Source organism: Lentzea nigeriaca (genome assembly GCF_016907955.1).
GTDB classification, from domain to species: Bacteria; Actinomycetota; Actinomycetes; order Mycobacteriales; family Pseudonocardiaceae; genus Lentzea; species Lentzea nigeriaca.
Genome location: NZ_JAFBCX010000009.1, coordinates 262,580 through 283,995, shown reverse-complemented (window position 1 = coordinate 283,995; position 21,416 = coordinate 262,580). Strand labels below are relative to the sequence as shown.

23 protein-coding genes are annotated in these 21,416 nt (G+C 69.5%); 10 read left to right on the top strand and 13 right to left on the bottom strand.

Features of this window, described 5'->3' with window-relative positions; translation table 11 throughout:
• Nucleotides 1-6 precede the first annotated feature (6 nt).
• Genes JOD27_RS29750 through JOD27_RS29740 form a run of 3 tightly spaced genes read left to right on the top strand, consistent with a single transcriptional unit; the run spans nt 7 to nt 2,359 of the window.
• Nucleotides 7-729: a class I SAM-dependent DNA methyltransferase gene (locus tag JOD27_RS29750; RefSeq protein ID WP_204765589.1), complete on the top strand. Its 723-nt coding sequence runs from the start codon at nt 7-9 to the stop codon at nt 727-729.
• Between the two features lie 38 nt (nt 730-767).
• On the top strand, nt 768-1,487 hold the full coding sequence (locus JOD27_RS29745) for a class I SAM-dependent DNA methyltransferase (protein WP_204765588.1): 720 nt from the start codon (nt 768-770) through the stop codon (nt 1,485-1,487).
• On the top strand, nt 1,454-2,359 hold the full coding sequence (locus JOD27_RS29740; protein ID WP_204765587.1) for an NAD-dependent epimerase/dehydratase family protein: 906 nt from the start codon (nt 1,454-1,456) through the stop codon (nt 2,357-2,359). The genes JOD27_RS29745 and JOD27_RS29740 overlap by 34 nt, the downstream gene beginning before the upstream one ends.
• A 55-nt stretch (nt 2,360-2,414) precedes the next feature.
• On the opposite strand, the gene JOD27_RS29735 is transcribed toward JOD27_RS29740, so the two are convergent.
• From JOD27_RS29735 to JOD27_RS29720, 4 genes are read right to left on the bottom strand one after another with little or no spacing between them, the layout of a single operon-like run.
• A complete protein-coding gene (locus JOD27_RS29735; RefSeq protein WP_204765586.1) occupies nt 2,415-3,563 on the bottom strand; it encodes a nucleotide disphospho-sugar-binding domain-containing protein in 1,149 nt (382 codons plus the stop codon).
• A 10-nt stretch (nt 3,564-3,573) separates the two neighbouring features.
• Nucleotides 3,574-4,368, bottom strand: coding sequence for an ABC transporter permease (locus tag JOD27_RS29730; RefSeq protein ID WP_204765585.1), 795 nt, complete (start codon nt 4,366-4,368; stop codon nt 3,574-3,576).
• Nucleotides 4,365-5,345, bottom strand: coding sequence for an ATP-binding cassette domain-containing protein (locus JOD27_RS29725; protein WP_204765584.1), 981 nt, complete (start codon nt 5,343-5,345; stop codon nt 4,365-4,367). Before JOD27_RS29725 ends, JOD27_RS29730 begins: the two co-directional genes overlap by 4 nt.
• A gap of 40 nt (nt 5,346-5,385) precedes the next feature.
• Nucleotides 5,386-5,820 (bottom strand): class I SAM-dependent methyltransferase, encoded by a 435-nt coding sequence (locus JOD27_RS29720; protein WP_204765583.1) that lies wholly within the window; start codon nt 5,818-5,820, stop codon nt 5,386-5,388.
• A gap of 62 nt (nt 5,821-5,882) precedes the next feature.
• Here JOD27_RS29720 and JOD27_RS29715 point away from each other — a divergent pair, with 62 nt between their 5' ends.
• On the top strand, nt 5,883-6,893 hold the full coding sequence (locus JOD27_RS29715; RefSeq protein ID WP_204765582.1) for an MDR family NADP-dependent oxidoreductase: 1,011 nt from the start codon (nt 5,883-5,885) through the stop codon (nt 6,891-6,893).
• On the opposite strand, the gene JOD27_RS29710 is transcribed toward JOD27_RS29715, so the two are convergent.
• Together JOD27_RS29710 and JOD27_RS29705 are read right to left on the bottom strand one after the other, a co-directional pair.
• Nucleotides 6,863-7,213: a hypothetical protein gene (locus tag JOD27_RS29710; protein ID WP_204765581.1), complete on the bottom strand. Its 351-nt coding sequence runs from the start codon at nt 7,211-7,213 to the stop codon at nt 6,863-6,865. The genes JOD27_RS29715 and JOD27_RS29710 overlap by 31 nt on opposite strands.
• Nucleotides 7,200-8,321, bottom strand: coding sequence for a winged helix DNA-binding domain-containing protein (locus tag JOD27_RS29705; RefSeq protein WP_204765580.1), 1,122 nt, complete (start codon nt 8,319-8,321; stop codon nt 7,200-7,202). The genes JOD27_RS29710 and JOD27_RS29705 overlap by 14 nt, the downstream gene beginning before the upstream one ends.
• An 86-nt stretch (nt 8,322-8,407) precedes the next feature.
• On the opposite strand from JOD27_RS29705, the gene JOD27_RS29700 reads away from it, so the two are divergent.
• Complete coding sequence (locus tag JOD27_RS29700; RefSeq protein ID WP_204765579.1) at nt 8,408-9,652, top strand: nucleotide disphospho-sugar-binding domain-containing protein; 1,245 nt, start codon at nt 8,408-8,410, stop codon at nt 9,650-9,652.
• 260 nt (nt 9,653-9,912) lie between these two features.
• On the opposite strand, the gene JOD27_RS29695 is transcribed toward JOD27_RS29700, so the two are convergent.
• The 5 genes from JOD27_RS29695 to JOD27_RS29675 all read right to left on the bottom strand — a co-directional run bounded on the left by JOD27_RS29695 (nt 9,913) and on the right by JOD27_RS29675 (nt 15,975).
• Nucleotides 9,913-11,502, bottom strand: a complete 1,590-nt coding sequence (locus JOD27_RS29695; RefSeq protein ID WP_204765578.1) for an FAD-binding oxidoreductase — start codon at nt 11,500-11,502, stop codon at nt 9,913-9,915.
• A 90-nt stretch (nt 11,503-11,592) separates the two neighbouring features.
• Nucleotides 11,593-12,549 carry a Gfo/Idh/MocA family protein gene (locus JOD27_RS29690; protein ID WP_204765577.1) on the bottom strand — a complete coding sequence of 319 codons (957 nt, stop codon included), beginning with the start codon at nt 12,547-12,549 and terminating at the stop codon, nt 11,593-11,595.
• Nucleotides 12,546-13,850: a lipopolysaccharide biosynthesis protein RfbH gene (gene rfbH, locus JOD27_RS29685; RefSeq protein ID WP_204765576.1), complete on the bottom strand. Its 1,305-nt coding sequence runs from the start codon at nt 13,848-13,850 to the stop codon at nt 12,546-12,548. The genes JOD27_RS29690 and rfbH overlap by 4 nt, the downstream gene beginning before the upstream one ends.
• Before the next feature lie 29 nt (nt 13,851-13,879).
• Complete coding sequence (locus tag JOD27_RS29680) at nt 13,880-14,707, bottom strand: NAD-dependent epimerase/dehydratase family protein (protein WP_204765575.1); 828 nt, start codon at nt 14,705-14,707, stop codon at nt 13,880-13,882.
• Complete coding sequence (locus JOD27_RS29675; RefSeq protein WP_204765574.1) at nt 14,704-15,975, bottom strand: nucleotide disphospho-sugar-binding domain-containing protein; 1,272 nt, start codon at nt 15,973-15,975, stop codon at nt 14,704-14,706. The genes JOD27_RS29680 and JOD27_RS29675 overlap by 4 nt, the downstream gene beginning before the upstream one ends.
• Before the next feature lie 153 nt (nt 15,976-16,128).
• Between JOD27_RS29675 and JOD27_RS29670 the strand changes: the two genes are divergently transcribed.
• The 5 genes from JOD27_RS29670 (at nt 16,129) to JOD27_RS29650 (ending at nt 19,571) form a co-directional block, all read left to right on the top strand.
• The gene (locus JOD27_RS29670; protein ID WP_204765573.1) at nt 16,129-16,269 is read left to right on the top strand and encodes a hypothetical protein; all 141 of its coding nucleotides are present in this window, start codon (nt 16,129-16,131) and stop codon (nt 16,267-16,269) included.
• Between the two features lie 120 nt (nt 16,270-16,389).
• Nucleotides 16,390-17,589, top strand: a complete 1,200-nt coding sequence (locus JOD27_RS29665) for a cytochrome P450 family protein (RefSeq protein WP_204765572.1) — start codon at nt 16,390-16,392, stop codon at nt 17,587-17,589.
• Between the two features lie 69 nt (nt 17,590-17,658).
• Nucleotides 17,659-18,534 carry an SDR family oxidoreductase gene (locus JOD27_RS29660; protein ID WP_204765571.1) on the top strand — a complete coding sequence of 292 codons (876 nt, stop codon included), beginning with the start codon at nt 17,659-17,661 and terminating at the stop codon, nt 18,532-18,534.
• A gap of 72 nt (nt 18,535-18,606) precedes the next feature.
• Complete coding sequence (locus JOD27_RS29655; RefSeq protein WP_204765570.1) at nt 18,607-19,128, top strand: hypothetical protein; 522 nt, start codon at nt 18,607-18,609, stop codon at nt 19,126-19,128.
• Nucleotides 19,110-19,571, top strand: a complete 462-nt coding sequence (locus JOD27_RS29650; protein ID WP_204765569.1) for a hypothetical protein — start codon at nt 19,110-19,112, stop codon at nt 19,569-19,571. Before JOD27_RS29655 ends, JOD27_RS29650 begins: the two co-directional genes overlap by 19 nt.
• Nucleotides 19,572-19,630: 59 nt before the next feature.
• On the opposite strand, the gene JOD27_RS29645 is transcribed toward JOD27_RS29650, so the two are convergent.
• Both JOD27_RS29645 and JOD27_RS46860 read right to left on the bottom strand, forming a co-directional pair.
• Nucleotides 19,631-20,194, bottom strand: coding sequence for a dTDP-4-dehydrorhamnose 3,5-epimerase family protein (locus JOD27_RS29645; RefSeq protein WP_204765568.1), 564 nt, complete (start codon nt 20,192-20,194; stop codon nt 19,631-19,633).
• On the bottom strand, nt 20,194-21,411 hold the full coding sequence (locus tag JOD27_RS46860) for a cytochrome P450 (RefSeq protein ID WP_204765567.1): 1,218 nt from the start codon (nt 21,409-21,411) through the stop codon (nt 20,194-20,196). The genes JOD27_RS29645 and JOD27_RS46860 overlap by 1 nt, the downstream gene beginning before the upstream one ends.
• Between the last annotated feature and the right edge of the window lie 5 nt (nt 21,412-21,416).

Sequence of the window (21,416 nt, the reverse complement as noted above, 5' to 3'; positions counted from 1 at the left end):
TGAGACATGTACAACGACGACTACGTCGAGACGTACGACCTGCTGATGCGCAGCCGCGGCAAGGCCTATCGGACCCAGGCGCTCGGTGTGGTGCGAGAGATCCGTGAACGGCTGCCGGAGGCGGCGTCGTTGCTCGACCTCGGCACCGGAACCGGCCTGCACGCGCAGTTCTTCGCCGAGGAGTTCGACGACGTGACGGGCGCGGACATCTCCGAGGACATGATGGCGCTGGCCGCCCAACGTGTTCCGGGGCTCGCGACCCTGCGCGTGGACGCTCGCGCGGAGATCGACCTGGGCCGCACGTTCGACGCCATCGTCTGTCTGTGGGTCATCCCGCATCTGGCGTCGACCGACGAGTTCGAAGCACTGGTCCGCGGTCTGCTGAAGCACCTCGATCCCGGCGGCGTGCTGGTGATCGAGCCCTGGTACGGACCGGACGAGTTCCACGACGGCTACGTGGCCGGCGACCTGATGAGCAAGGAGAACGGCGGCGCGATCGTCCGGTTGTCCCACGCGCGCCGGATCAGCGACGACCGCATCGAGATGGTCGTGCACCACGCCGTCGCCGACCCAGGCACGGGACTGCGCGACTTCACCGAAGAGGTCCAGTTGTCGCTCTTCACCCGTGAGCAGCTGGCGGCGTGCTTCGCGGCCGCGGGCGCCGTGGCCGAGCACGTCGAGCGCGACAGCTTCGCCTGGGGCCTCTGGGTCGCTCGCGCGGCCGCGTGACGAAGACGAAGCCGAACCCAACGAAAGCGATGTGACACATGTACAAGGACGACTACGTCGAGACCTACGACCTGCTCATGCAGAGCAGGGGCAAGGACTTCAAGACGCAGGCGCTCGACGTGGCGCGGGTGGTTCGCGAGCACACGCCGGACGCCGAGTCCCTGCTCGACCTCGGCACGGGAACCGGGCTGCACCTGCAGTTCCTGGCCGAGCAGTTCGACGACGTGGTCGGCGCGGACTACTCGGAGGAGATGCTCGCCTTCGCCGCCGGCCGCATCGAGGGCCTGAAGACGCTGCGGGTCGACTTCCGCGAGGAGATCGATCTCGGCCGCAAGTTCGACGCGATCACGAGCCTGTGCGCCATCCCGCACCTCGAGTCGATCGACGAGTTCGAGGCGTTGATCCGTGGTCTGCTCAAGCACCTCAACCCCGGCGGCGTGCTCGTGATCGAGCCCTGGTACGACGGGAACGGGTTCAACGACGGTCACGTGGCGAGCGACCTGATGAAGAAGGAGGACGGCGCGATCGTCCGCCTGTCGCACGCCCGCCGCATCGCCGACGACCGCATCGAGATGGTCGTGCACTACGCCGTCGCCGACTCCGATGCCGGCCTGCGCGATTTCACCGAGAAGGTCCAGCTGACCCTGTTCAGCCGGGAACAGCTGGCCGCGGGTTTCGAGGCGGCGGGTGCCGTCGCGGAACACCAGGAGGTCGACGGCTTCCCGTGGGGCCTCTGGGTCGCCCGCGCGGCGGGCTGACCATGCCGGACGTGATCGTGCTCGGCGGCACGGGTTTCGTGGGCCGCCATGTGTGCGATGCGTTCACGGCCGCGGGACACGAGGTGCTGGCGGTGGCGAGAAAGCCACCGCCGGCACCTCGTTTTCGCGCGCTCGACCTCTCCGGGACCTCGGCGGAAGCACTCGCCGAGGTCCTCGGTTCGTGCGCGGCGGTCGTGGACGCGACGGGGAGCAGCTGGGGACTGTCCGAAGAGGACATGGCCACCCGCTGTCTCGCGCTGAGCGAGAACCTCCAGGCAGCCCTTGCCCTTCTGCCCGTGCGGCCGCGGCTCGTGCACCTCGGCTCGGTGCTGGAGTACGGCCCGATTCCGCACGGGGAGTCCGCGGGGCGATCGACGCCTGAGCTGCCGGACACCTCCTACGGTGTCGCGAAACTCGCCGCCGCGCGCCTGGTCGTCTCCTCGGGCGGCGTCGTGTTGCGGGTGGCGAACGCCGTCGGGCCGGGTCTGCCCGCGACGAGCCTGCTCGGCCAGGTCGCCTCGGCCCTGCTGGCTGGCCGTGACGTCGAATTGGCCCCGCTGTCGGCTTTTCGGGACTACGTCGACGTGCGCGACGTGGCTGCCGCGGCCGTCGCCGCCGCGCACTCCGAGGTCTCCGGCGAGATCATCGGCATCGGCCGCGGCGAGGCCGTCGCGGTGCGGTCCCTGGTCGACCTGCTGATCGAGGTCAGCGGGGTGCCCGCGCACGTCGTGGAACGGGACATCGACACCGGCTGGCGCGCGAAGTCCAGCTGGCTGCAGGTCGATCCCACCCCGGCACTCGATCTGCTCGGCTGGCGGCCGCGGCACTCGCTGCGCGACGCGGTGACCGCCTTCTGGAAGTCCTGCTCGTGAAACGCCGAAGGCCGCCTTCCCGGACGGGGAAGGCGGCCAACGCGCGCGGGAGGGGTCAGCGGTTGGCGGCGACCAGGTCTTCCATGACCTTGACGACGTCGGAGGGACGGGGCAGGTTCGCGATCTCCTGCTGCAGGGCGCGGGCCCGCACGCTGTAGGACGGGTCGGACAGCATCTTCTGCGCGGCCTGGGCCACGTCGTCCGGCGTGGCGTCCTTGAGCAGCAACGTGATCGAGGCCCCGTAGGCGTCGATCCGGCGGGTCGGGTCCGCCGAGGCGATCATGTCGGCCAGCACCAGCTGGGGCACGCCGGCGTTGGACGCCGTCGCGCTCGTGACGCCGCCGCCGTGGTGCACCATCAGGTCGCACGTGGGCACGATGATGTCGAGCGGGAAGAAGCCGGTGTGCAGACCGGGACGCAGCTCGCGCAGCTGCTCGGCCACCTTCTCCGGGGTCGGAATGATCAGCTCGACGTCGGCGAACACCGGGTTCTCCAGCAACGGCTTGAAGAAGTTCACGCCGAGGTCCGGGATCATCGCGGCACGGGAGCCGGAGGTGATCAGGACCCGCCGCTTGTCACCCTTGGTGTACATCCACGGTTCGAGCGCCATCTGCCGGTTGCCCGGCAGCCAGCGCATGTACTGCGCGGGCTCCGCGTCGGCGGGACGGACGCTCGGCGGGGTGATCGCGACGAACAGGTCCTCCTTCGGGATCCGGTCGAGGCCCAGCTCGGTCAGCTCCGGCGAGAGCTCGTCGCTCGCGTACACGAGGTCGCTCGGCACGCGTTCGATGCCGTCCCACGCCTGGCACACGTACGGGATCTTGAGCTGGTTGCCGATCAACGCGGCGGCGTAGTTGCGGGTGCCGCCGACCACGATGTCCGGCCGCCAGGCCCGTGCCAGCTCGGAGATGGCGCCGTAGGCGTCGGCGGCCATGCGGGCGAAGCCGCGGCTCGCGAACTCGAGCTCGGCCTCGGGCCCGAGCGGGCGGTCGAGGCGGTTTCCGTTGCGGTCGATGAACATGGCGTCGAAGAGGCCGAGCTTGGAGACTCCGACCGCGGGCAGGCCGACGTCCACGAGCTGCTGCACGTGGTCGTCGGGCGCTGCCACGATCACCTCGTGCCCTTCGCTTCTGGTGGCCATGGCGAAGGGCGCCAGAGCGTGCAGCGGTCCGGTGCCACCGCCGGTGATGAACAACACGCGCACGGTTTTCTCCTTACTGCCCGACGGTCTTCTTGAACCGGCGGGTGGCGAGCGGGACGAAGATCAGCAGAATGACGGCCACGTACAGCAGCGTGGCGGCGATCGGGTTCACCATCGGCCACGCGCCCTCGGTCGCCGGCGGCATGTTGCCGAACAGCACGCGGCAGGCGGACACCACGGCCGACACCGGGTTCCACTCGGCGATCGGGCGCAGCCACCCCGGCATGCCGGTGGTGGGCACGAACGCGTTCGACACGAACACCAGCGGCATCAGGAAGAGGTACAGCGAGTTCGCCATGACCTCCACCGACTTCGACCGCACGCCGATCCACGCGGTGATCCACATGGCGGCGTAGGCGAAGAGCAGCAGCAGAGCGAAGCCCGCCAACGCGTCGAGGAACGACGAACGGATGCGCCAGCCGATCGCCAGACCCGTGAGGGCCATCAGGGCGACCGTCAGCACGACGTTCAGCACGTCGCTCGTCGTCCGTCCGATGAGGACGGACGGCTGGGCGATGGGCAGCGAGCGGAACCGGTCGATGAGGCCCTTCTTCATGTCCTCACCGATGCCGACGGCGGTGTTCGTCGACGCCGTCAGCACCGAGTTCACCAGGATGCCGACGACCATGTACTCGCGGTACGAGACACCGGGGATCTCGATCGCGCTGCCGAGTACGAACGCGTACAGCAGCGCGGTCAGGATCGGCACGAACGCGCCCCACACGATGATCGTGAGGTTGCGCAGGTTCTTGACGAGGTTGCGGTGGGTCAGCGCAAGGCTGTCGCTGATGGCGTAGGCGATGCTCATGCCACTGGCTCCTTCGCGAGCTCGGGCTCGGCGGCCGTCTCCGGCGTCTTCGCGGTGAGCGAGAAGAACACCTCGTCCAGGCTGGGGCGACGAACGTTCGTGCCGATGACGGTCACGTTGGCGTCGTCCAGCAACCGGATGGCGGCCGGCAGCGCCTCCGGGCCGTTGGTGACCGGCACGATCAGCTGGTGGATCTCCTCGTCGACGGTGACGTCACCGTTGGCGATGCGGGCGATCGCCTCCCGCGCGGGCGCAACGTCGGACGCCGACGCGACGGTGAGCTCCAGCCGGTCGCCGCCGAGGTCGTACTTCAGCTTGTCCGGAGTGCCTTCCGCGATGACCTTGCCGTGGTCGATGACCGCGATCCGGTCGGCCAGCTGGTCGGCCTCCTCCAGGTACTGCGTGGTGAGCAGCAACGTGCTGCCCTGCGCCACGAGCTCGGTGATGACCTCCCACAGGCCGACGCGAGCCCGCGGGTCGAGACCGGTCGTGGGCTCGTCCAGGAACAGCACGGACGGCTTCGCGACGAGCGCGCACGCGAGGTCCACGCGGCGGCGCATACCGCCGGAGAAGCCCTTCACGTAACGCCCGGCGACGTCGGCGAGGTCGAAGCGCTCCAGCAGTTCCACCGCGCGCTTGCGGGCCGCGCTCCACCCGAGGTGGTACAGCCTGCCGATCATCTCCAGGTTCTCCTGGGCGGTGAGGTCCTCGTCGACGGCGGCGTACTGACCGGACAGGCCGATCTGGCGGCGCACCGCCATGGGGTTCGCGAGCACGTCGACGCCGTTGACGACGGCGCGTCCGGAGTCGGGCCGCAGCAGGGTCGCGAGCACACGCACGGTGGTCGTCTTGCCGGCGCCGTTCGGCCCGAGCACACCCAGCACCGTGCCCTCTTTCACCGAGAGGCTCAGGCCGTCCAGCGCGACGACATCACCGAAACGCTTCGTCAGCCCTTCGGCGACGATCGCTTCAGTCATGACTTTCTCCCTTGTCCAGATGTGGGACCACGTGCGAAACCTAGGAGGCGGTGGTCGATCCGCCCTCAAGCCGCACTCGAGTCCCGTCCGCACGCATGGCGACGGTCGTCACCAGCCGGTCCTCGGCGTCGTAGACGCGCGAGACACCGGTGCTGGAGAACGAGTCCCCGTCCTGAACGGCTTCGTGGTCGATGTCGACCCAGCCGATGAACTCCCCGCCGGGGCCCAGGATCCGTTCGGCGATCCGGTACGAGAACGTGCCCTCGCCGGTCGCCCGCCACGATCCCGCGCCGGCTCCACCGTGCGGCGGGCCCGCGATGATGAACACCCGTCCGTTCGGGGTGAAGTGCAGCGTGCCGGTCTTCTCCACGCCGTCCACCGAAAAGCGCTCGACCCACGTGCCTGCGGGTGAGGACTCGTCGAAGGACGACAACGCGGTCATCTTCGCCAATGATTGGTCGACGTTCGCAGTCACGCACCCGAAGCTAGGCCGGTCGCCTCGACTGCCACTCGAGCTGGGACGACGACGATCTGGCCATGGAAATTCCCCAGAAGGCCAAGGAAGTCCAGCTGTTCAAGCACCTGGACGGCGCCATCTCGCCCGAGTACTTCTCGGTGGTCGAGGTCGACGTGCCCGAGCCCGGCGACGGTGAGGTCGTCGTGCGCACGGACTTCGTGTTCGTGGCCGCGGCGTACCAGGACCTGATGCGCCCCGACTGCCCGCTTCCCGTTCCCCCGTACCAGGTCGGCGGCCGCATCGGCGGCGGAGAGGTCGGCACGGTCGTCGCCTCCAACAGCCCGGCGCTCGCCGTCGGGGACACCGTGCAGACCATGGGCGGCTGGTGCGAGTACTCCGTCGGCCCCGCCGAGCAGTACTACAAGGTCGACGCCTCGATGTTCCCCAGCTCGTCGTACTTCCTCAGCCAGGGACCGACGGCGTACTACGGCATGGCCGACATCGCGCGCGTGGGCGAGGGCGACGTCGTGTTCGTGTCCGGTGCGGCAGGCGGCGTCGGCTCGCTCGCCGGGCAGATCGCGAAGAACCTCGGCGCCGCCAAGGTGATCGGCAGCGCGGGCAGCCAGGAGAAGATCGACTTCCTGGTCGGCGAGCTCGGCTACGACGCCGCGTTCAACTACAAGGACGGGCCCGTCATCGACCAGCTGCGCAAGCACGCGCCCGACGGCATCTCGGTCTTCTTCGACAACGTCGGCGGCGAGCAGTTCGAGGCCGCGATCCAGGTGGCCCGCCCGCACGCGCGGTTCGCGTTGTGCGGTGCGCTGTCCGGCCAGATCGGCGGTAGCGGCGGCCAGCCGAGGCTCGACCTGATGACCGCGATCTGCAAGCACCTCGAGCTGCGCCCGTACGCGACCTACCACACGCCAGAGCAGATCTGGAACTGGACCTCCCACTTCGCGCAGTGGCTGGCGGAGGGCAGGTTCGTGTTCCCGCAGACCATTGTGGAGGGTGGTATCGACGCCGCGCCCGGCGCGCTGCTCGACCTGCTCTCCGGCAAGTATCAGGGAAACATCGCCGTGCGGATCTCGTGACGTGCCGTGATCGCCACCGGCACTCGGTAGGACGGGTTGCCGGTGGCGTCGTGCACGACCGAGACACCGTGTGCGGCGAAGGAATCACCGTCCCAGACGGCGTGCTGCTCGATGGCGACCCATCCGGTGCACCGGCCGTCCACGACGATCGGCTCGGTGATCCGGAACGTGAAGCCGTCGCCGGTCCGCTGCCACGTGCCGACGCCCGCGTGGTCGAGGAACGCCCGGCCGTCGGAGGTGAAGCGCAGGCTGCGGGTGAACGTTCCGCGTGGCCTGCGCACCTCGGCGGTCCAGGCGCCCGCGGTGTCAGGCGTGCGCACCGACGGTCACGGTCCCGATGGTCAGCGTCGGCGTGCCCTCCAGGATCGCCGCGACCCGTTCCACCTGCTCCTCCAACGCCTTGCGCGCGACCTTGCCGATCGGCTCGACGGTGATGGCGAGCTTCCGGCCGGACCGCTTCTGGTGCCACACACCGGAGACGGCGCCGTCGACCAGCAGCACGGGGAAGTTGCCCGCCTGGCCGGCGGCGAGGGCGCGGTCGAAGGCCTTGCCGGGGAACACCAGCTCACGCGGGTGGCAGCCGACCGTGTAGGCGTCGAAGTAGGGCAGCAGCCGGACACCGCCCGGCGTCGCGTCCTCCTGGGTGTCGCCGGCGAGCTGCCACGCCTTGGCGCCGTTGACCTCGACGGGTTCCAGTTCGTCCACAAGGGACTCGAAGAGGCCGGTGGCCCAGCCGCGGGGAGCGTTGAGCCACTGCGCGAACTGCTGCGGCGTCACCGGGCCGTAGGCGTGCAGGTACCGGCGCAGCAGCTCGGACATCCCGTCCGCCATCGGCTCGAAGCCGGGCAGCCAGCGCTGGGGGCTCGTGTAGGTGACCTTGCGGCCGCGGTTGGGTCCGAAGCAGAGCGCGCCGCGGTTGGCCGCGGTCGAGATCGCCTGCCGCCAGCGCGGCCAGAACCCCTGGAACGCGGGCATCACGAGGTCGCCCGCCCACGAGCCGACCCGGTCGACGATCTCGCCGGTCAGCTCGTCCGGCGTCATCTCGGTTTCCTTGAGGATCTCCGCGATCGCCGCCACGACCTGGTCGACCTGCTCCGGCGACATCCTGACGTCGGGGGTGAAGTGGTTGGCCACCGGCGGGATCGAGTCCAGCGCGCCCGTCCACATCGGCAGGTCGCGGGCCGCGAACAGGTGCACGGTGCCGCGCGGGCCGTAGGTCTTGACCAGGCTGCGTTCCTCCCACAGCGCCTCGCGCACGGTCGTGCGGGTCGCTCCCGGCACCCGCAGGCCGACCGACAGCTCGGCCGCGGACAGCACCTGCGCGTGCGCACCGCACATCGCGCTCACCGCGTCCGCGGGCGTCCAGTCGCGGGGCGCGGCGAGCCCGTGCCGATCGAGCCGCCTGGCGACAACTGCGTTCCACGTCATGGCGCGAGTATCACGCGCGGGGCTCGAGCTGTGCTCGACCACGTGGCGGGAGTTTGGGCGGTGACACCGAGAACGAGGAGTTCACCATGCGCGTGATGTTCGCCGTGTGGCCAGCGGCATCGCATCTCTACCCGGCCATCCCGCTCGCGTGGGCGTTGCAGGGTGCCGGTCACGAGGTGTGCTTCGCCTCGTCCCACGATCTCGCGGACACGATCACCGCCGCGGGCCTCAACGCGGTCGGGCTGGGCGACAAGGACACCATGCCGTCGCTCGACTACGAGACGGTTCAGCGGTTCACGCTCGCCGACGAGGACCGGGACCGCGTCATCGAGGCGTTCCAGGACGATCCGGCCGAGAGCGAGGCGGCGACGATGTTCGCCACCTTCCTGATGACGTCGATGCGCATGTTCCACCACGGCCCCGGCCGACTGCCGGGCGTCGACGACCTGGTCGACTTCGCGGTGGCGTGGAAACCGGACCTGGTGCTGTGGGACATGCTCTGGCCGGCGGCGGCCATCGCGGCTCGTGTCAGCGGCGCGGCCCACGCGCGGCAGCTCTGGGGCCCCGACTACTGCGGCTGGGCGGTCGAGAACCTTCCCCGCACCACCAACCCGCTGGTCGAGATGATGCGCCCGCTGGCGCAGCGCCACGGTGTCGAGCTCGACGACGAACTGCTGCTCGGCCAGTGGACGATCGACCCCACCCCCGAGGAGCTGCGCATCCCGACCGGCACCAGGGTGGTTCCCGTCCGCCGCCTGCCGTACACGGGCGTGCAGACGGTGCCGGAATCGCTCTACGGCAAGCCGGAGAGGCCCCGCGTCGCCCTGACGCTCGGCATGTCCCATCGCAACATCGGCGGCCCGGAAGCGGCCATCGCGACGATGCTCGAGATGGTGGGTGGTCTCGACATCGAGGTCGTCGCCACCCTCAACGCCGAACAGCTGGCAGGACAGACCGTCCCGCCGAACGTGTCCACTGTGGACTTCGTGCCGCTCGGTCAGCTGCTGCCCACGTGCTCGGCGATCATCCACCACGGCGGCGGCGGAACGCTGACCACGGCCATCGCGCACAAGGTGCCGCAGCTGATCGACTCCGGCGGCTTCGAGTCGTTCACCTACTCCCGCTACGCGCTCGACAACGGCGCAGGGCTGACCATCGACCAGGACGAGCAGACCGTCGACGAGATGCGGAAACGGCTCATGCAGGTCATCGAGGACCCGGCGTTCGCGGCTGGCACCGAGCGGCTGTACGCCTCCTGGCTCGCCATGCCCAGCCCCAACGACATCGTGCCCGTGCTGGAGGGGCTGACCGCCGCCCACCGGGACCAGTAGAGCGTCGCGGCTTGGTTGTGCTCCGTTGAGTCGGGCAGGGGGCGGTCTGGTGCTCGTCTCCGAAAAGCCCGGATGGTCGCGTTCTCACGCACGTCGCTAGCCGTGAGAGCGCGATCTTCGTGATCGAAGCGCCGCCGCCTGCCGAAATCACCCTCACTGTCACATCCCAAGAGATAGCTGCAACAAGCTACTTGGCAGTGCAGAAGCCGAAAGGGCGCCCTCGCCGCGGCGAGGGCGCCCTTTCGGCTTCTGCGTCCGGATCAGGCCGGCCGGATCGAGAGCGGGTGGTGGAACACGTTGGTCGGGTCGTACTTGGCCTTGATCCGCTGCAGCGCCGGGTAGTTGTCCTTGTAGTAGAGCGTGGACCACGGCACCCCCGAACGGTTGCGGTTCGGGTCGAGCAGGTCGAGGTCGGGGTAGTTGATGTAGGCGCCGTCCTGGGCGTCGTTCGGCGCCGGTGCGCCGCCGGTGGCCTTGTGGATGCCGGTGTAGGTGTCACGCACCCACTGCACCTGCGCGGCGTCCTCGGCTGGGTCGGCCCACGAGGTGCCCACCGCCATCTTGAACATGGAGCTGCGCTGCGGCACGGCGGTGGCCGACGGCGCGACGGTGTTGATGGTGCAGCCGTAGGAGGCGAGGTAGACCTTGCCCTGGCCCTGCCGCTGCGGGTCGGTCAGCGACCGCCACACGGTGTCGACCTGCTCGTCGTTCAACGGCTTGCGCAGGTTGCTGCCCTTGGTCTCGTTGCGGTTCGAGCCGGTCGGGTCGACCCACACGTCGACGGCGTTGGCGAGGAACAGGCCTTCCCACGGCATCGCGTTCACCTTCACCGAGACTCCGGCGCCGACCGCGGCGATGTAGTCGTCGAGCAGCTTCTGCGCGTTGGGCAGGGTGCCGTCGATGCGGATCTCCAGGAAGATCGAGCCGACCGACTTGCGGTTGAGGTGCAACGAGCTGTGCAGGCTCTCGTAGGCGGAGCCGGGCGCGCTGTTCGCGGCGTGCCACGTGCCGTGGTTGCGGACCAGGCGCTTGAAGTCCTGCTCCGTCATGCCGTCCCAGGACCACGTGGCCCAGCACGACAGCAGCCGTGCGGGCGGGCGGGGCAGCAGCTGCGCCGGGTCGTTGCCCGAGACTCCCGGTGTGCGGAACCAGTACTTCGTGATGACGCCGAAGTTTCCGCCGCCGCCGCCGGTGTGCGCCCACCACAGGTCGCGGTTGGGGTCGCTCGGGTTCCTGGTCGCCACCACGGTCTTCGCCCTGCCGTCCGCGCCGACCGTGACGACCTCCACGCCGTACAGGTGGTCGACGGTCAGGCCGAACTTGCGCGACAACGGGCCGTAGCCGCCGCCGGAGATGTGGCCGCCCGCGCCGACCGACGGGCAGACGCCCGCGGGAAGCGTGACGCCCCAGCCGTAGTACAGCGACCGCAGCAGCTCGCCGATCGTGACGCCGGACTCGACGCAGATCGCCTTCATCCTCTGGTCGAAGTAGACGCCCTTCATCTCCGAGACGTCGATCAGGACCTTGTTGGCCGGGTCGTCGACGAGGCCGACGAAGCAGTGCCCGCCGCTGCGGACCGAGAAGTGCTGCTTGTTCTTCACGGCGCTGTTGAGGACGTTCTCGATCTGCGCGGGGGTGTACACGACGTGCGCCTGGTCGGGTTTCCCGATGTAGCGCTGGTTGAAGCCGCGTGCCACCAGTTCGGCGTACCTCGGGTCGTCCGGTTTGATGGTGACCTCGGGGAAGCCGCCCTGGCAGTTGTCGGTGCTCGCCGAGGCCGGCGCCCCGGCCGCGATCGCCGTTCCCGCCGCGGCGGCGGAACCGATGAATAACCGGCGTGAGATGGACATCGTGTACCAGCTTTCAGCGGGTCGTGGGACTGTGTCGCGGCAAGTAGATGCCCGGTTCCTCGGATCCCGCTGTACTCCCGATTGACACAGTCAGAGCGCGGCGATCAGGATTTCTTCGAGCAGTCGCGCCTGCTCCAGGTAGTTGTCGTGCGGCGCGGCGCCGACGCGCACGGCCGCAGCGAAGGCGGCGACCGTGTTCGCCACCTGGTCGTCCGCGGGCAACGTGATGCGGTGCGGCACGGAGTCTCGCTCCAGCAGCACGGTCGGCTCGTAGTCGGCGGGCGGTGTGAAGACGCGCTCCAGGGTGATGCGTCCCTCCGTGCCGCTGAGCTCGTAGGTGTTGCGATAACCGTGTTCCAGGCCGAACGCGAGCTGCGCGGGCACACCATCCACAGTGGACAAGAGGGCGGCACCCCTGGTGTCGACGTCGAAACCGGGGCCGGTGAGCGTCGCGCCCGCGACCGTCAGCTCGGCCTCCAGCAGGTGCAGCGCGGCGCGGACCGGGTACACGCCGGTGTCCCACAACGCCCCGCCGCCCAGCTGTGGGTTGTAGCGGATGTCGCCGTCGGGCTGGCGGGGGATGGCGAACTCCGCGCGGAACGACCGCAGCTCGCCGATCATCCCGTCCGCCACCAGCTTGCGCACCGCCGCGTGCTGGCTGTGGTGCACGAACATCACGTTCTCCAGCAACGCGAGACCGAGCTCGCCGGCGAGCTCCAGCAACGCGGCGGTGCGGTTCCGGTTCAGCGTGAGCGGCTTCTCCGCGAGCACGTGCTTGCCCGCCAACAGCGACGCCTCCACCCACTCGGCGTGCAGAGCGGCGGGCAACGGCGTGTACACGGCGTCGATCTCGGGATCCGCGAGCAACGCCTCGTACCCGTGCACCGCGCGGCAACCGAGCTCTCCAGCCAGTGCCTCGGCCTTCGCCTTGTCGCGGCTGGCCACCGCGGCCAGCGTGACGTCGGCGGAGGCGAGGAACGCCGGGATCATCCGCCGTTGCGCGAACGCCGAGCAGCCCAGCACCCCGATCCGGACGGGTGCGGTCATCGCGGCTGCCCCACGAACTCCTTCACCGAGGACGCGATGTAGTCGATCATCTCGTCGGTCAGGCCGGGGTAGATGCCGACCCAGAACGTCTGCTCGGTGATGATGTCGCTGTTGGTCAGGTCGCCGACCACCCGGTACGGCTGCCCGATGTAGGCGGGGTGGCGGGTCAGGTTGCCCGCGAACAGCCTGCGCGTGCCGATCTTGCGGTCCTCCAGGAAGGCGATGAGGTCCGCGCGCTTGAACGGCGCGTCCGGCAGCACGGTGAGCACGAACCCGAACCAGCTCGGGTCGCTCTTCGGCGTGGCCTCCGGCAGCATCAGGTGCGGCACGCCGTCGAGCGCCGCGCGCAGCCGGTTCCAGTTGTGCCGCCGTGCAGCGCAGAACTCGTCGATCTTCGCCAGCTGAGTCAGCCCGAGCGCGGCCTGCAGGTCGGTCGTCTTCAGGTTGTAGCCGACGTGCGAGAAGATGTACTTGTGGTCGTAGCCCGCGGGCAGCGTGCCCATCTGGTAGTCGAACCGCTTGAGGCACTTGTTGCTCTCGCCCGGCTCGCACCAGCAGTCGCGGCCCCAGTCGCGCATGGACTCGACGATCCGCGCGAGCGTGAGGTTCGAGGTCAGCACGCAGCCGCCCTCGCCCATCGTCAGGTGGTGCGCCGGGTAGAAGCTGACCGTGGTGAAGTCGCCGAACGAGCCGGTGATCTGCCCGTCGTAGAGCGACCCGACGGCGTCGCAGTTGTCCTCGATCAGGAACAGCTCGTGCTCGGTCGCGAGCTCCGCGATCTCCCGGACGGGGAAGGGGTTTCCCAGCGCGTGCGCGATGATGATCGCGCGCGTCTTCGGCCCGATCGCGGCGGCGACCCTGTCGACGGTCGTGTTGTAGGTCGCGAGGTCGACGTCGACGAAGACCGGGATCAGTCCATTTTGGAGGATCGGGTTCACCGTGGTGGGGAAGCCGCACGCGACGGTGATGACCTCGTCACCCGGCTTCAGCCTCGCGTCCTCGAGCAACGGCGAGGTGAGCGCGGACACCGCCAGCAGGTTCGCCGACGAGCCGGAGTTCGTCAGATGTGCCTTGCGCCGCTTGAGCTTGCGCGCGAAGGACGACTCGAACTTGCGCGAGGTGAACCCGGCGGCGATGCGCATCTCCAGCGCGGCCTCCACCAGCGCCACCCGGTCGTCCTCGTCCAGCACGGCACCGGACGGCCAGATCTCGGTGACACCGGGGACGAAACCGCCGGCGGGCTGTTGCTCCTGGTGGAACTTGCGGACCTCGTCGAGTACCAGCGCCTTGTGCTCGCTCATCTGTGCTTCCCCTTCTTCGGTGTGCGTGGTCATGCGGCCGCGAGCAAGTCGCGCAGCGACTCGTCGAGCCCGCGCCGCGGGCGCCAGCCGAGCAGCCTGTCCGCCTTGACGATGTCCAGCTGCAGCCATTCCGCGTCGGCGCGGCCTCCCGCCGCGTCCTCGACGATCGCGACACCCCTGCCGCTCAACGCGACCATCCGTTCGACGAGCGTCCTGGTCCGCACGGCCGCACCGCTGCCGATGTTGATCACCTCGCCGGTGACGGGCGCGGTGATGGCACGCAGCACGGCGTCCGCGACGTCACGGGCGTCGACGTAGTCCCGCCACGCCCGCAGCGAGCCGAACGTCAGCGGCTCGTCCGACCCGGAAGCGAGGTGGTCCGCGACGGTGCGCATCAGGCTGCCTTCCGGCACACCGGGACCGATGACGTTCGAGACCCGGAGCACCACGACGTCCCGGCCGCTGTCCAGCGCGGCCGTGGTGCCGATCAGCTTCGACTTCCCGTACGGCGTCAGCGGAACCGTCGGCTGCGTCTCGGTGGTGCCACGGCCGGCGACGCCGGACCCGTACTCGTGCACGGTGCCGAGCTGGACGAAACGCTGATCGGACAACGCCTTCACGAGCCGGTCGACCAGCGCCGCGTTCGCTTCGAGCATCTGCTGCTCGGTCGCGAGCCACACGCTGCCCGCCGCGTTCACGACGACGTCGCACCCGTCGACGACGGGCGCCAGGTCCGCGGTCATGAGGTCGACGCCGGTGCCGCGCGAGACGGACAGCACGTCGTGGCCCGCTCGGTGGAGCGCGTCACGGACGTGCCGTCCGACGAAGCCGGTGCCTCCCAGCACGAGGATCTTCATCGGTGCTGCGCCGTCAGCTTCTCGATGGACGGGACGACGTCGTTCGGGCTGGGCATCGCCAGCCAGTCCGCGTGCAGGCGCCGGGCGCCCTCGGCGAACGACGGCCCCTCGATCACCCGCATCAGCTGCTTGCGCAGCTCGTCGACGTCGAGGTTGTCCGCGTCCAGGATGATCCCCGCGCCGCTGTCGGTGATGCGCCTGGCGTAGAACGGGGCCTCGACACCGCCGGTGTTCGGCACGACGAGCTGCGGCACCTGGTGCGCCACCGCCGAGGTGAACGTGCCGCCACCGCCGTGGTGGATGAGCGCCGAGCAGGTCGGCAGCAGCTGGTTGAGCGGCAGGAAGTCGACGGTGCGGACGTTGCCGGGCACGGTGTAGCCCTCGAGCTGCGCGGCGTTCAGCGTGGCGACGACCTCGACGTCGAGCCCGCCGAGCATCTCCAGCAGGGTGCCGATCAGGTCGTTGCCCGCGGCGTGCTCCCGCACCGACGCGCCGAGCGACACGGCGACCCGCGGCCGCTGCGGCTTCGGGTAGATCCAGTCCGGGATCGTGCCGATGCCGGTGTAGGGCACGCGGCGGTGCGGCACGACCCGTTGCCGCGTAGGCAGTCGCATGGCGGGCGGCGTCGGGTCGATGGTCCACTGCCCGTACAGCAGCTCGTCGTCGACCTCGACGCCGTACTGCGCCGCGATCGGCTCGACCGCGTCGAGCAACGGGTCGGTGAGCCCGGCCGCGGCGACCTCGGCGCGCCGCGCCGCGAACCGCTCCTCCATCCAGCCCGAGTAGTCGAGGCCCCACACCATCCTCGCGTGGGCGGCCCCGCACAGCCTGGCCGCGATCGGCGAGGCCGCCATCTCCGGCTCCCAGATCACGAGGTCCGGCCGCCACCGCAGGGCGAAGTCGACGAGGTGGTCGGCGAGCGCGCTGGGCCCGCCGGGCGGGTGGAGGATGTGCAGCCCGATCTGGTGGTAGGTGCTGCAGATCTCCCAGACGTCGTAGTCCTCCGGCGTGAGCCCCAGCGGTTCCCGGAACTTGTCGCGGTGTTCCTGCGGCAGGTCGTACTTGCCGTAGTTCTCGAGCGTCAGTCCGGGCACCGTGTCCGGCGTGCCGAGCGACACGGCCGTCAGTCCCGCGCGCGTGGTCGCGCCGGCGAGGTCGGGGTGCGAGGCGACGACCACCTCGTGGCCGGCGCCCTGCAACGCCCACAGCATCGGGATCGACGCGTACAGGTGTGATGGGTTGGGCCACTGGGTGACCAAGACGCGCATGAGAGCTCCTCGCAGAGTGGTGGCGGAGGTGAACGGTGCCGGTGCGCGCTGGACGCGTACTTGAACGCGGGCGCAGCGAGCCGTGCGCGAGCGCCTGTCGAGTGCGGCTGCGCACCGTGACGCGGAAGGGTCCCCGAACGAGGAGCAATGCCGATGACCGAACCGGTCGACGTGTCGCCGCGGCCCATGCCCCTTGTGGTCATGGGCATCTTTGTCGTTCCACCGCTCGTGTTCGTCGTCCCGCCGCCGATTCACCTCGACGGCGCCGCCGAGGACGAGCCGGCCACGCGGTAGCGACCTTTCCCGAGTGCCGTCAGGGGCACCCTTCGCCGTGTCCGCGCGGTGAGGGGTGCCCCTGACGGCACCTTTCGCGCGCCCAAGCGGGAGTTGAGCGCCGGGTCCTACCTTCGCCGCATGGACACGACAGAAGCGGACCTGACCGGGGCGAACTCCGCTTTCGCCGCCGACCCCTACCCGTTGTTCGCCGAGCTGCGCGAGCGCGGTCCGGTGCACCGGGCGCGTGTGCTCGACGGCAGGTCGTGCTGGATCATCACCGGCTACGACGAGGCCAAGGCCGCGTTCACCGATCCGCGCCTGAGCAACGACATGAAGTACCTGAAGGCGTGGGACAGCCTGGGACGCGCCGTGGTCGGCAAGACCATGCTGCAGGCGGACCCGCCGGACCACACGCGGCTGCGCAAGCTGGTGGCGCGGGAGTTCACCGTGCGCCGCATGCAGTCGCTGCAACCGCGGATCGAGGAGCTCGCCGCCGAGCTGCTCGACGCGATGGTGCCGCAGGGACAAGCAGATCTCGTGTCCTCGTACGCGCTTCCGTTGCCGCTGCAGGTGATCTGCGAACTGATCGGTGTCCCGTTCGCGGACCGCGCGGCGTTCCACAAGTGGTCGGCCGACCTGTCCGCGCCCGCGACGCCGGAGGACGGCGAGGCCGCGCAGCGCGGGCTGACCGAGTACCTGGCCGCGTTGATCGAGGACAAGCGCCGCACCCCGAGCGACGACCTGATCGGCGCGCTCGTGAACACCACCGACGAGAACGGCGACTCGCTCTCGTCCGACGAGCTGCTCGGCATGTCGTTCCTGCTGCTCGTCGGCGGGCACGAGTCGACGGCGAACCTCATCGCGAGCGGCACGCTCGCGCTGCTGCGCCACCCCGAGCAGCTGGCCGCGCTGCGTGCCGACTGGTCGTTGCTCGACACCGCGGTGGAGGAGGTCCTGCGCTACGACGGCCCCGTCGAGTTCGCCGCGTTGCGCTACACCAAGGAGCCCGTCGACATCGCCGGCACCGTGATCGGCGAGGGCGAGGTCATCATGATCGGCCAGTCGTCGTCGTCACGTGACCCCAAGCGCTTCCCGAACCCCGACAGCTTCGACATCAGCCGCGACCTGCGGGAGGCGCGGGCGCACTTCGGGTTCGGCTTCGGCGTCCACCACTGCCTCGGCGCGCCGCTCGCGCGGCTCGAAGGCGCGATCGGCATCAAGGCGTTGCTGCAACGGTGTCCCGGCCTCGCGCTCGCCGTCGATCCGGCCGAGCTGACCTACTGCCCGCCGACCTTCTTCATGCGCGGGCTCAAAGAACTTCCCGTGCGGTTCCAATAGCGGTCACAAAGTGACCTAAATACGGTCTACGTTGAGTTGACCAGCACAAAAAGGCGAGGAGCATTTGTCATGACGATCTTGGTAACCGGTGCGACGGGTCTGGTCGGGCGGCATGTCGTCGACCAGCTCGTGCAGGCGGGCGAGTCGGTTCGGGCGCTGACCCGCAACCCGGCCAAGGCCGGGTTGCCCGAGGGCGTCGAGGTCGTCCAGGGTGACCTCCTGCAGCCCGCGTCGGTCGTGCCCGCCCTCGACGGTGTGGAGAAGCTCTTCCTGTTCCCGCAGCCGGAAACGGCGGCCGAGGTCGTCGACCTCGCGAAGCAGGCCGGCGTGCGGCGCATCGTCGTGCTGTCCGGCGCGGCCGTGACGCTCGGCTTCGACACCGACTACCACGCCCGCGTCGAGCGTGCGGTCGAGGAGTCCGGGCTCGAGTGGACCCACGTGCGGCCCGGCGAGTTCATGACGAACATGCTGCCCATCTGGGGGCCGATGATCAAGGAGTCGCGGACGGTGCGGTACCCGTTCGGCGACGACCTCGGCGGTGCCCCGATCCACGAGGCGGACATCGCCGAGGTCGCCGTGGTGGCGTTGCTGGAGGACAAGCACGTCGGCCAGGCGTACACGCTGAGCGGCCCCGAGCAGCTGACCGTACGCGGTCAGGTGGAGGCGATCGCGGACGCGCTCGGCGAGGAGGTGCGCTACGAGGAGGTCTCGCGCGAGGAGGCACGGGAGATCCTCAAGGGGATGGGCGGTTTCGCCGCGGAGAGCGCCGACCTGTTGCTCGGGTTCGTCGACTACGACGGCGGTGCGGGTTCCGGCGACGAGGGCTACTCCGACCAGGACTACTCGGAACTCATGAAGCCGCTGCCCGGTTTCGGCCTCGCGACCGGAAAGCCGGGCCGCACCTACGCAGAGTGGGCGCGTGATCACGTGGAGGACTTCCGCTGACGTTCGACCTGCTGTCGAGGTCGCCGGGCGACCCTCTCACCGAATCCTGTTTGGCCACAGAGGACGGTGAGCATGTCGAGAAACTGGCGTACCAAGACAGCGGCGCTCTTATCCGCGGTCGGGCTCGTGTTCGTGCCGGTCGGCGTCGCGTCGGCGGGCATGAGCACGGACCCGGCAGGAGGAGCGCAGGCAACCTCTGTCCGCAACACACTTCCGGTCGGCGTGTGGAAGACCACGATCGACTTCGGCGGTGGGCAGATGGTCAACGTGACGCACTCCTACACGTCGAAGCACGAGCTCTGCCACCGTGCGAAGTCCGACAACGGCTTCCTGGGCTACGGCAAGGGGTCGTGGAAGCCCGCCGGCACCAACAAGTTCTCCTACGCGGTGGTCGAGATCTTCTACGACCTCGACGGGAACTTCAACGGGCACGCCGAGATGCGCGGCGACGCGACCATCACGGGGACCACGTTCAAGTCGCTGCACTACTCGAAGGCGTTCGACAAGAACGGAACCGTACTCGGCGAGGGGTCGGACTACCTGACGTTCACCCTGGTCTCCCGGCAGGACCCCCCGTGCCCGGCCAAGCCGTGAACCGGGTCGCGGCGCTGCTCGCGGGCGTCCTGCTCGTGGCGCCGGTGGGCACGGCATCCGCCGCGCCGTGCCCACCGGTGGGCGTGTGGCTCACCGAGATCGACTTCGGCGGGGGACAGGTCGAGAAGGTCTGGCAGACCTACCGGTCCCGCGGGTTCTGCCACGAAGGGCAGACCGAGGGAGCGCGGGCGTTCGGTCGCGGCGACTGGCGGCGCACCGGCAACCGGACCTGGACCTACGAGGTGACCGTCGAGTTCTTCGACGGCGCTGGTGCCCGTGCCGGCCATGCCGACATGTCCGGCAGGGCGGAGCTGAAGCCCCTGCGAGGAAAGAGCTTCGAGACCGCGCACCACGTCCGCTTCTTCGACGCCGGCGGCACGCTGGTCGGCGAGGGCGAGGGACCGCTCACCTTCACGAAGGTCGCCTCCGGCCCGTCCTGTTGAGCCACAGCCGATGGCCACCTCCACCGACATCAGCTCGGCGGAGGTGGCCATTTCGGTGTTCACCAGTGCGTGAGCAGGCCGAGCTCGGCGGCTCTGGCGGCCGTCGGAGCGCCGGCGTCCTTGGGAGACATCAACGGCTGCTCGGTGAAACCCCACGGCAGAGCCAGCTCCGGGTCGAGCGGGTTGATGTCCACCTGCGTTCCCGGCACGTGCTCCGAGGACAACACGTAGCAGATGGTCGCGTCGTCGGTCAGCGTGAGGAAACCGTGGCCGACGCCCTCCGGCACGTAGACCTGCGTCCCCGACTCGGCGTCGAGGACGTTGGTCTCGTACTTGCCGTAGGTGGGAGAGCCGATGCGCAGGTCGACGACGATGTCCCTGAGCACACCGCGAACGCACGACACGTACTTCGCCTGTCCCGGCGGAACCGTCACGGAATGGATGCCGCGCAACGTGTTCCGCTTCGACACCGAGTAGTTGATCTGCTTGGGCACGAAGGGGTGCCCGAGCAGTTCTTCGAGCTGGCTCGCCCGCATCGACTCGTAGAAGTCGCCGCGTTCGTCGTGCAGATGCCTGGGGGACAGGACATAGGCCCCCGGCACCGCGGTTTCCCTGACCAGCATCAGTCTCCCCAGGTGACCGGCAGAGAGGTCAGCGTGTGGTTGATCTCCCCGGTGTGCCAAGGGAGCTCGCCCTCGTCGATCGCGAGGCTCAGGTCGGGGAAGCGCCGCACCAGGCCCTCGATCGCGACCACGAGCTCCATCCGGCCGAGGTGCTTGCCGAGGCAGTGGTGCAGCCCGTGCCCGAACGAGATGTGCGGGTTCGGCGAGCGTTCCAGGTCCATCCGGTCGGGGTCGGCGAACACCGCGGCGTCGCGGTTGGCCGACGCGAGCGACAGCAGAACCGGCGCTCCCGCGGGGATCGTCGTGCCGCCGACCTCGATGTCCTCGGTGGCGATGCGCGGGAAGCCGGACGTGTCCGTGGCGAACAGGTTCACGTGCCGCAGCAGCTCCTCGACGGCAGCGGGGATCCGGGACGGATCCTCCGCGAGCCGCTTCCACTCGGTGCCACCATTGGTGATCAGCGCCAGCACCGAGTTCGCCAGCTGGTTCGCGGTGGTGTCGAAGCCGGCGCCGATCAGCGTGAAGCCGAACGTCACGAGCTCCTGCTCGCTCAGCCGGTCGCCCTCGTCGCGCGCGGCGACCAGTTCGGACAGCATGTCGTCGGTCGGGTTGGCGCGCTTGTCCGCCACCAGGCCGACGATGTACTCGTTGAGCTTCGCCAGACCTTCGAGCGACGCCTCGCCGCCGGCGCGGTCGTCGACCGTGGCGAACGCCCGCGCCCACTTCTCGAAGGTGCGCAGGTCTTCCGAGGGAACGCCGAGCAGCTCGCCGATCACGGTGAGCGGCAACGGAACCGCGAGCTGCTCGACGAGATCGATCGGCCCGCCCTTGGCGGCCATCTCGTCCAGCAGCTCGTCGCACACCTGCTGCACGCGGTCGCGCATCAGCTCGACCTTGCGCAGGGTGAACGCGCCCGCGACCAGCTTGCGCAACCGCGAGTGCTCGCCGGCGTCCAGCGAGATGATCATCTCCGGCGTGGTGTGCATGGTGCCGCCGACGCGCGGGGCGCCCTCGCCACACGCACGGGCCCGGCTGAGCCGCGGGTCGGCGGACAGCGAGCGGACGTCCTCGTAGCGCGTCACCAGCCAGGCGTCCACACCGCCCGCGGTGGGCACCCGCACCACGGGCTCGTCCTCGCGCAGCTGCGCGTACTGCGGCGCGGGACCTCGGTAGCTGGAGCCGGCGAACGGGAACGTACCGGGGAAAGTGTCGGACACGGTCA

What these genes read in the sequence shown, in the direction of transcription:
- JOD27_RS29750 (WP_204765589.1), top strand. Translation starts at nt 7, where the DNA reads ATGTACAACGACGACTACGTCGAGACGTACGACCTGCTGATGCGCAGC.
- JOD27_RS29745 (WP_204765588.1), top strand. Translation starts at nt 768, where the DNA reads ATGTACAAGGACGACTACGTCGAGACCTACGACCTGCTCATGCAGAGC.
- JOD27_RS29730 (WP_204765585.1), bottom strand. Translation starts at nt 4,368, where the DNA reads ATGAGCATCGCCTACGCCATCAGCGACAGCCTTGCGCTGACCCACCGC.
- JOD27_RS29725 (WP_204765584.1), bottom strand. Translation starts at nt 5,345, where the DNA reads ATGACTGAAGCGATCGTCGCCGAAGGGCTGACGAAGCGTTTCGGTGAT.
- JOD27_RS29715 (WP_204765582.1), top strand. Translation starts at nt 5,883, where the DNA reads ATGGAAATTCCCCAGAAGGCCAAGGAAGTCCAGCTGTTCAAGCACCTG.
- JOD27_RS29705 (WP_204765580.1), bottom strand. Translation starts at nt 8,321, where the DNA reads ATGACGTGGAACGCAGTTGTCGCCAGGCGGCTCGATCGGCACGGGCTC.
- JOD27_RS29700 (WP_204765579.1), top strand. Translation starts at nt 8,408, where the DNA reads ATGCGCGTGATGTTCGCCGTGTGGCCAGCGGCATCGCATCTCTACCCG.
- JOD27_RS29695 (WP_204765578.1), bottom strand. Translation starts at nt 11,502, where the DNA reads ATGTCCATCTCACGCCGGTTATTCATCGGTTCCGCCGCCGCGGCGGGA.
- JOD27_RS29690 (WP_204765577.1), bottom strand. Translation starts at nt 12,549, where the DNA reads ATGACCGCACCCGTCCGGATCGGGGTGCTGGGCTGCTCGGCGTTCGCG.
- rfbH (WP_204765576.1), bottom strand. Translation starts at nt 13,850, where the DNA reads ATGAGCGAGCACAAGGCGCTGGTACTCGACGAGGTCCGCAAGTTCCAC.
- JOD27_RS29680 (WP_204765575.1), bottom strand. Translation starts at nt 14,707, where the DNA reads ATGAAGATCCTCGTGCTGGGAGGCACCGGCTTCGTCGGACGGCACGTC.
- JOD27_RS29675 (WP_204765574.1), bottom strand. Translation starts at nt 15,975, where the DNA reads ATGCGCGTCTTGGTCACCCAGTGGCCCAACCCATCACACCTGTACGCG.
- JOD27_RS29670 (WP_204765573.1), top strand. Translation starts at nt 16,129, where the DNA reads ATGACCGAACCGGTCGACGTGTCGCCGCGGCCCATGCCCCTTGTGGTC.
- JOD27_RS29665 (WP_204765572.1), top strand. Translation starts at nt 16,390, where the DNA reads ATGGACACGACAGAAGCGGACCTGACCGGGGCGAACTCCGCTTTCGCC.
- JOD27_RS29660 (WP_204765571.1), top strand. Translation starts at nt 17,659, where the DNA reads ATGACGATCTTGGTAACCGGTGCGACGGGTCTGGTCGGGCGGCATGTC.
- JOD27_RS29655 (WP_204765570.1), top strand. Translation starts at nt 18,607, where the DNA reads ATGTCGAGAAACTGGCGTACCAAGACAGCGGCGCTCTTATCCGCGGTC.
- JOD27_RS29645 (WP_204765568.1), bottom strand. Translation starts at nt 20,194, where the DNA reads ATGCTGGTCAGGGAAACCGCGGTGCCGGGGGCCTATGTCCTGTCCCCC.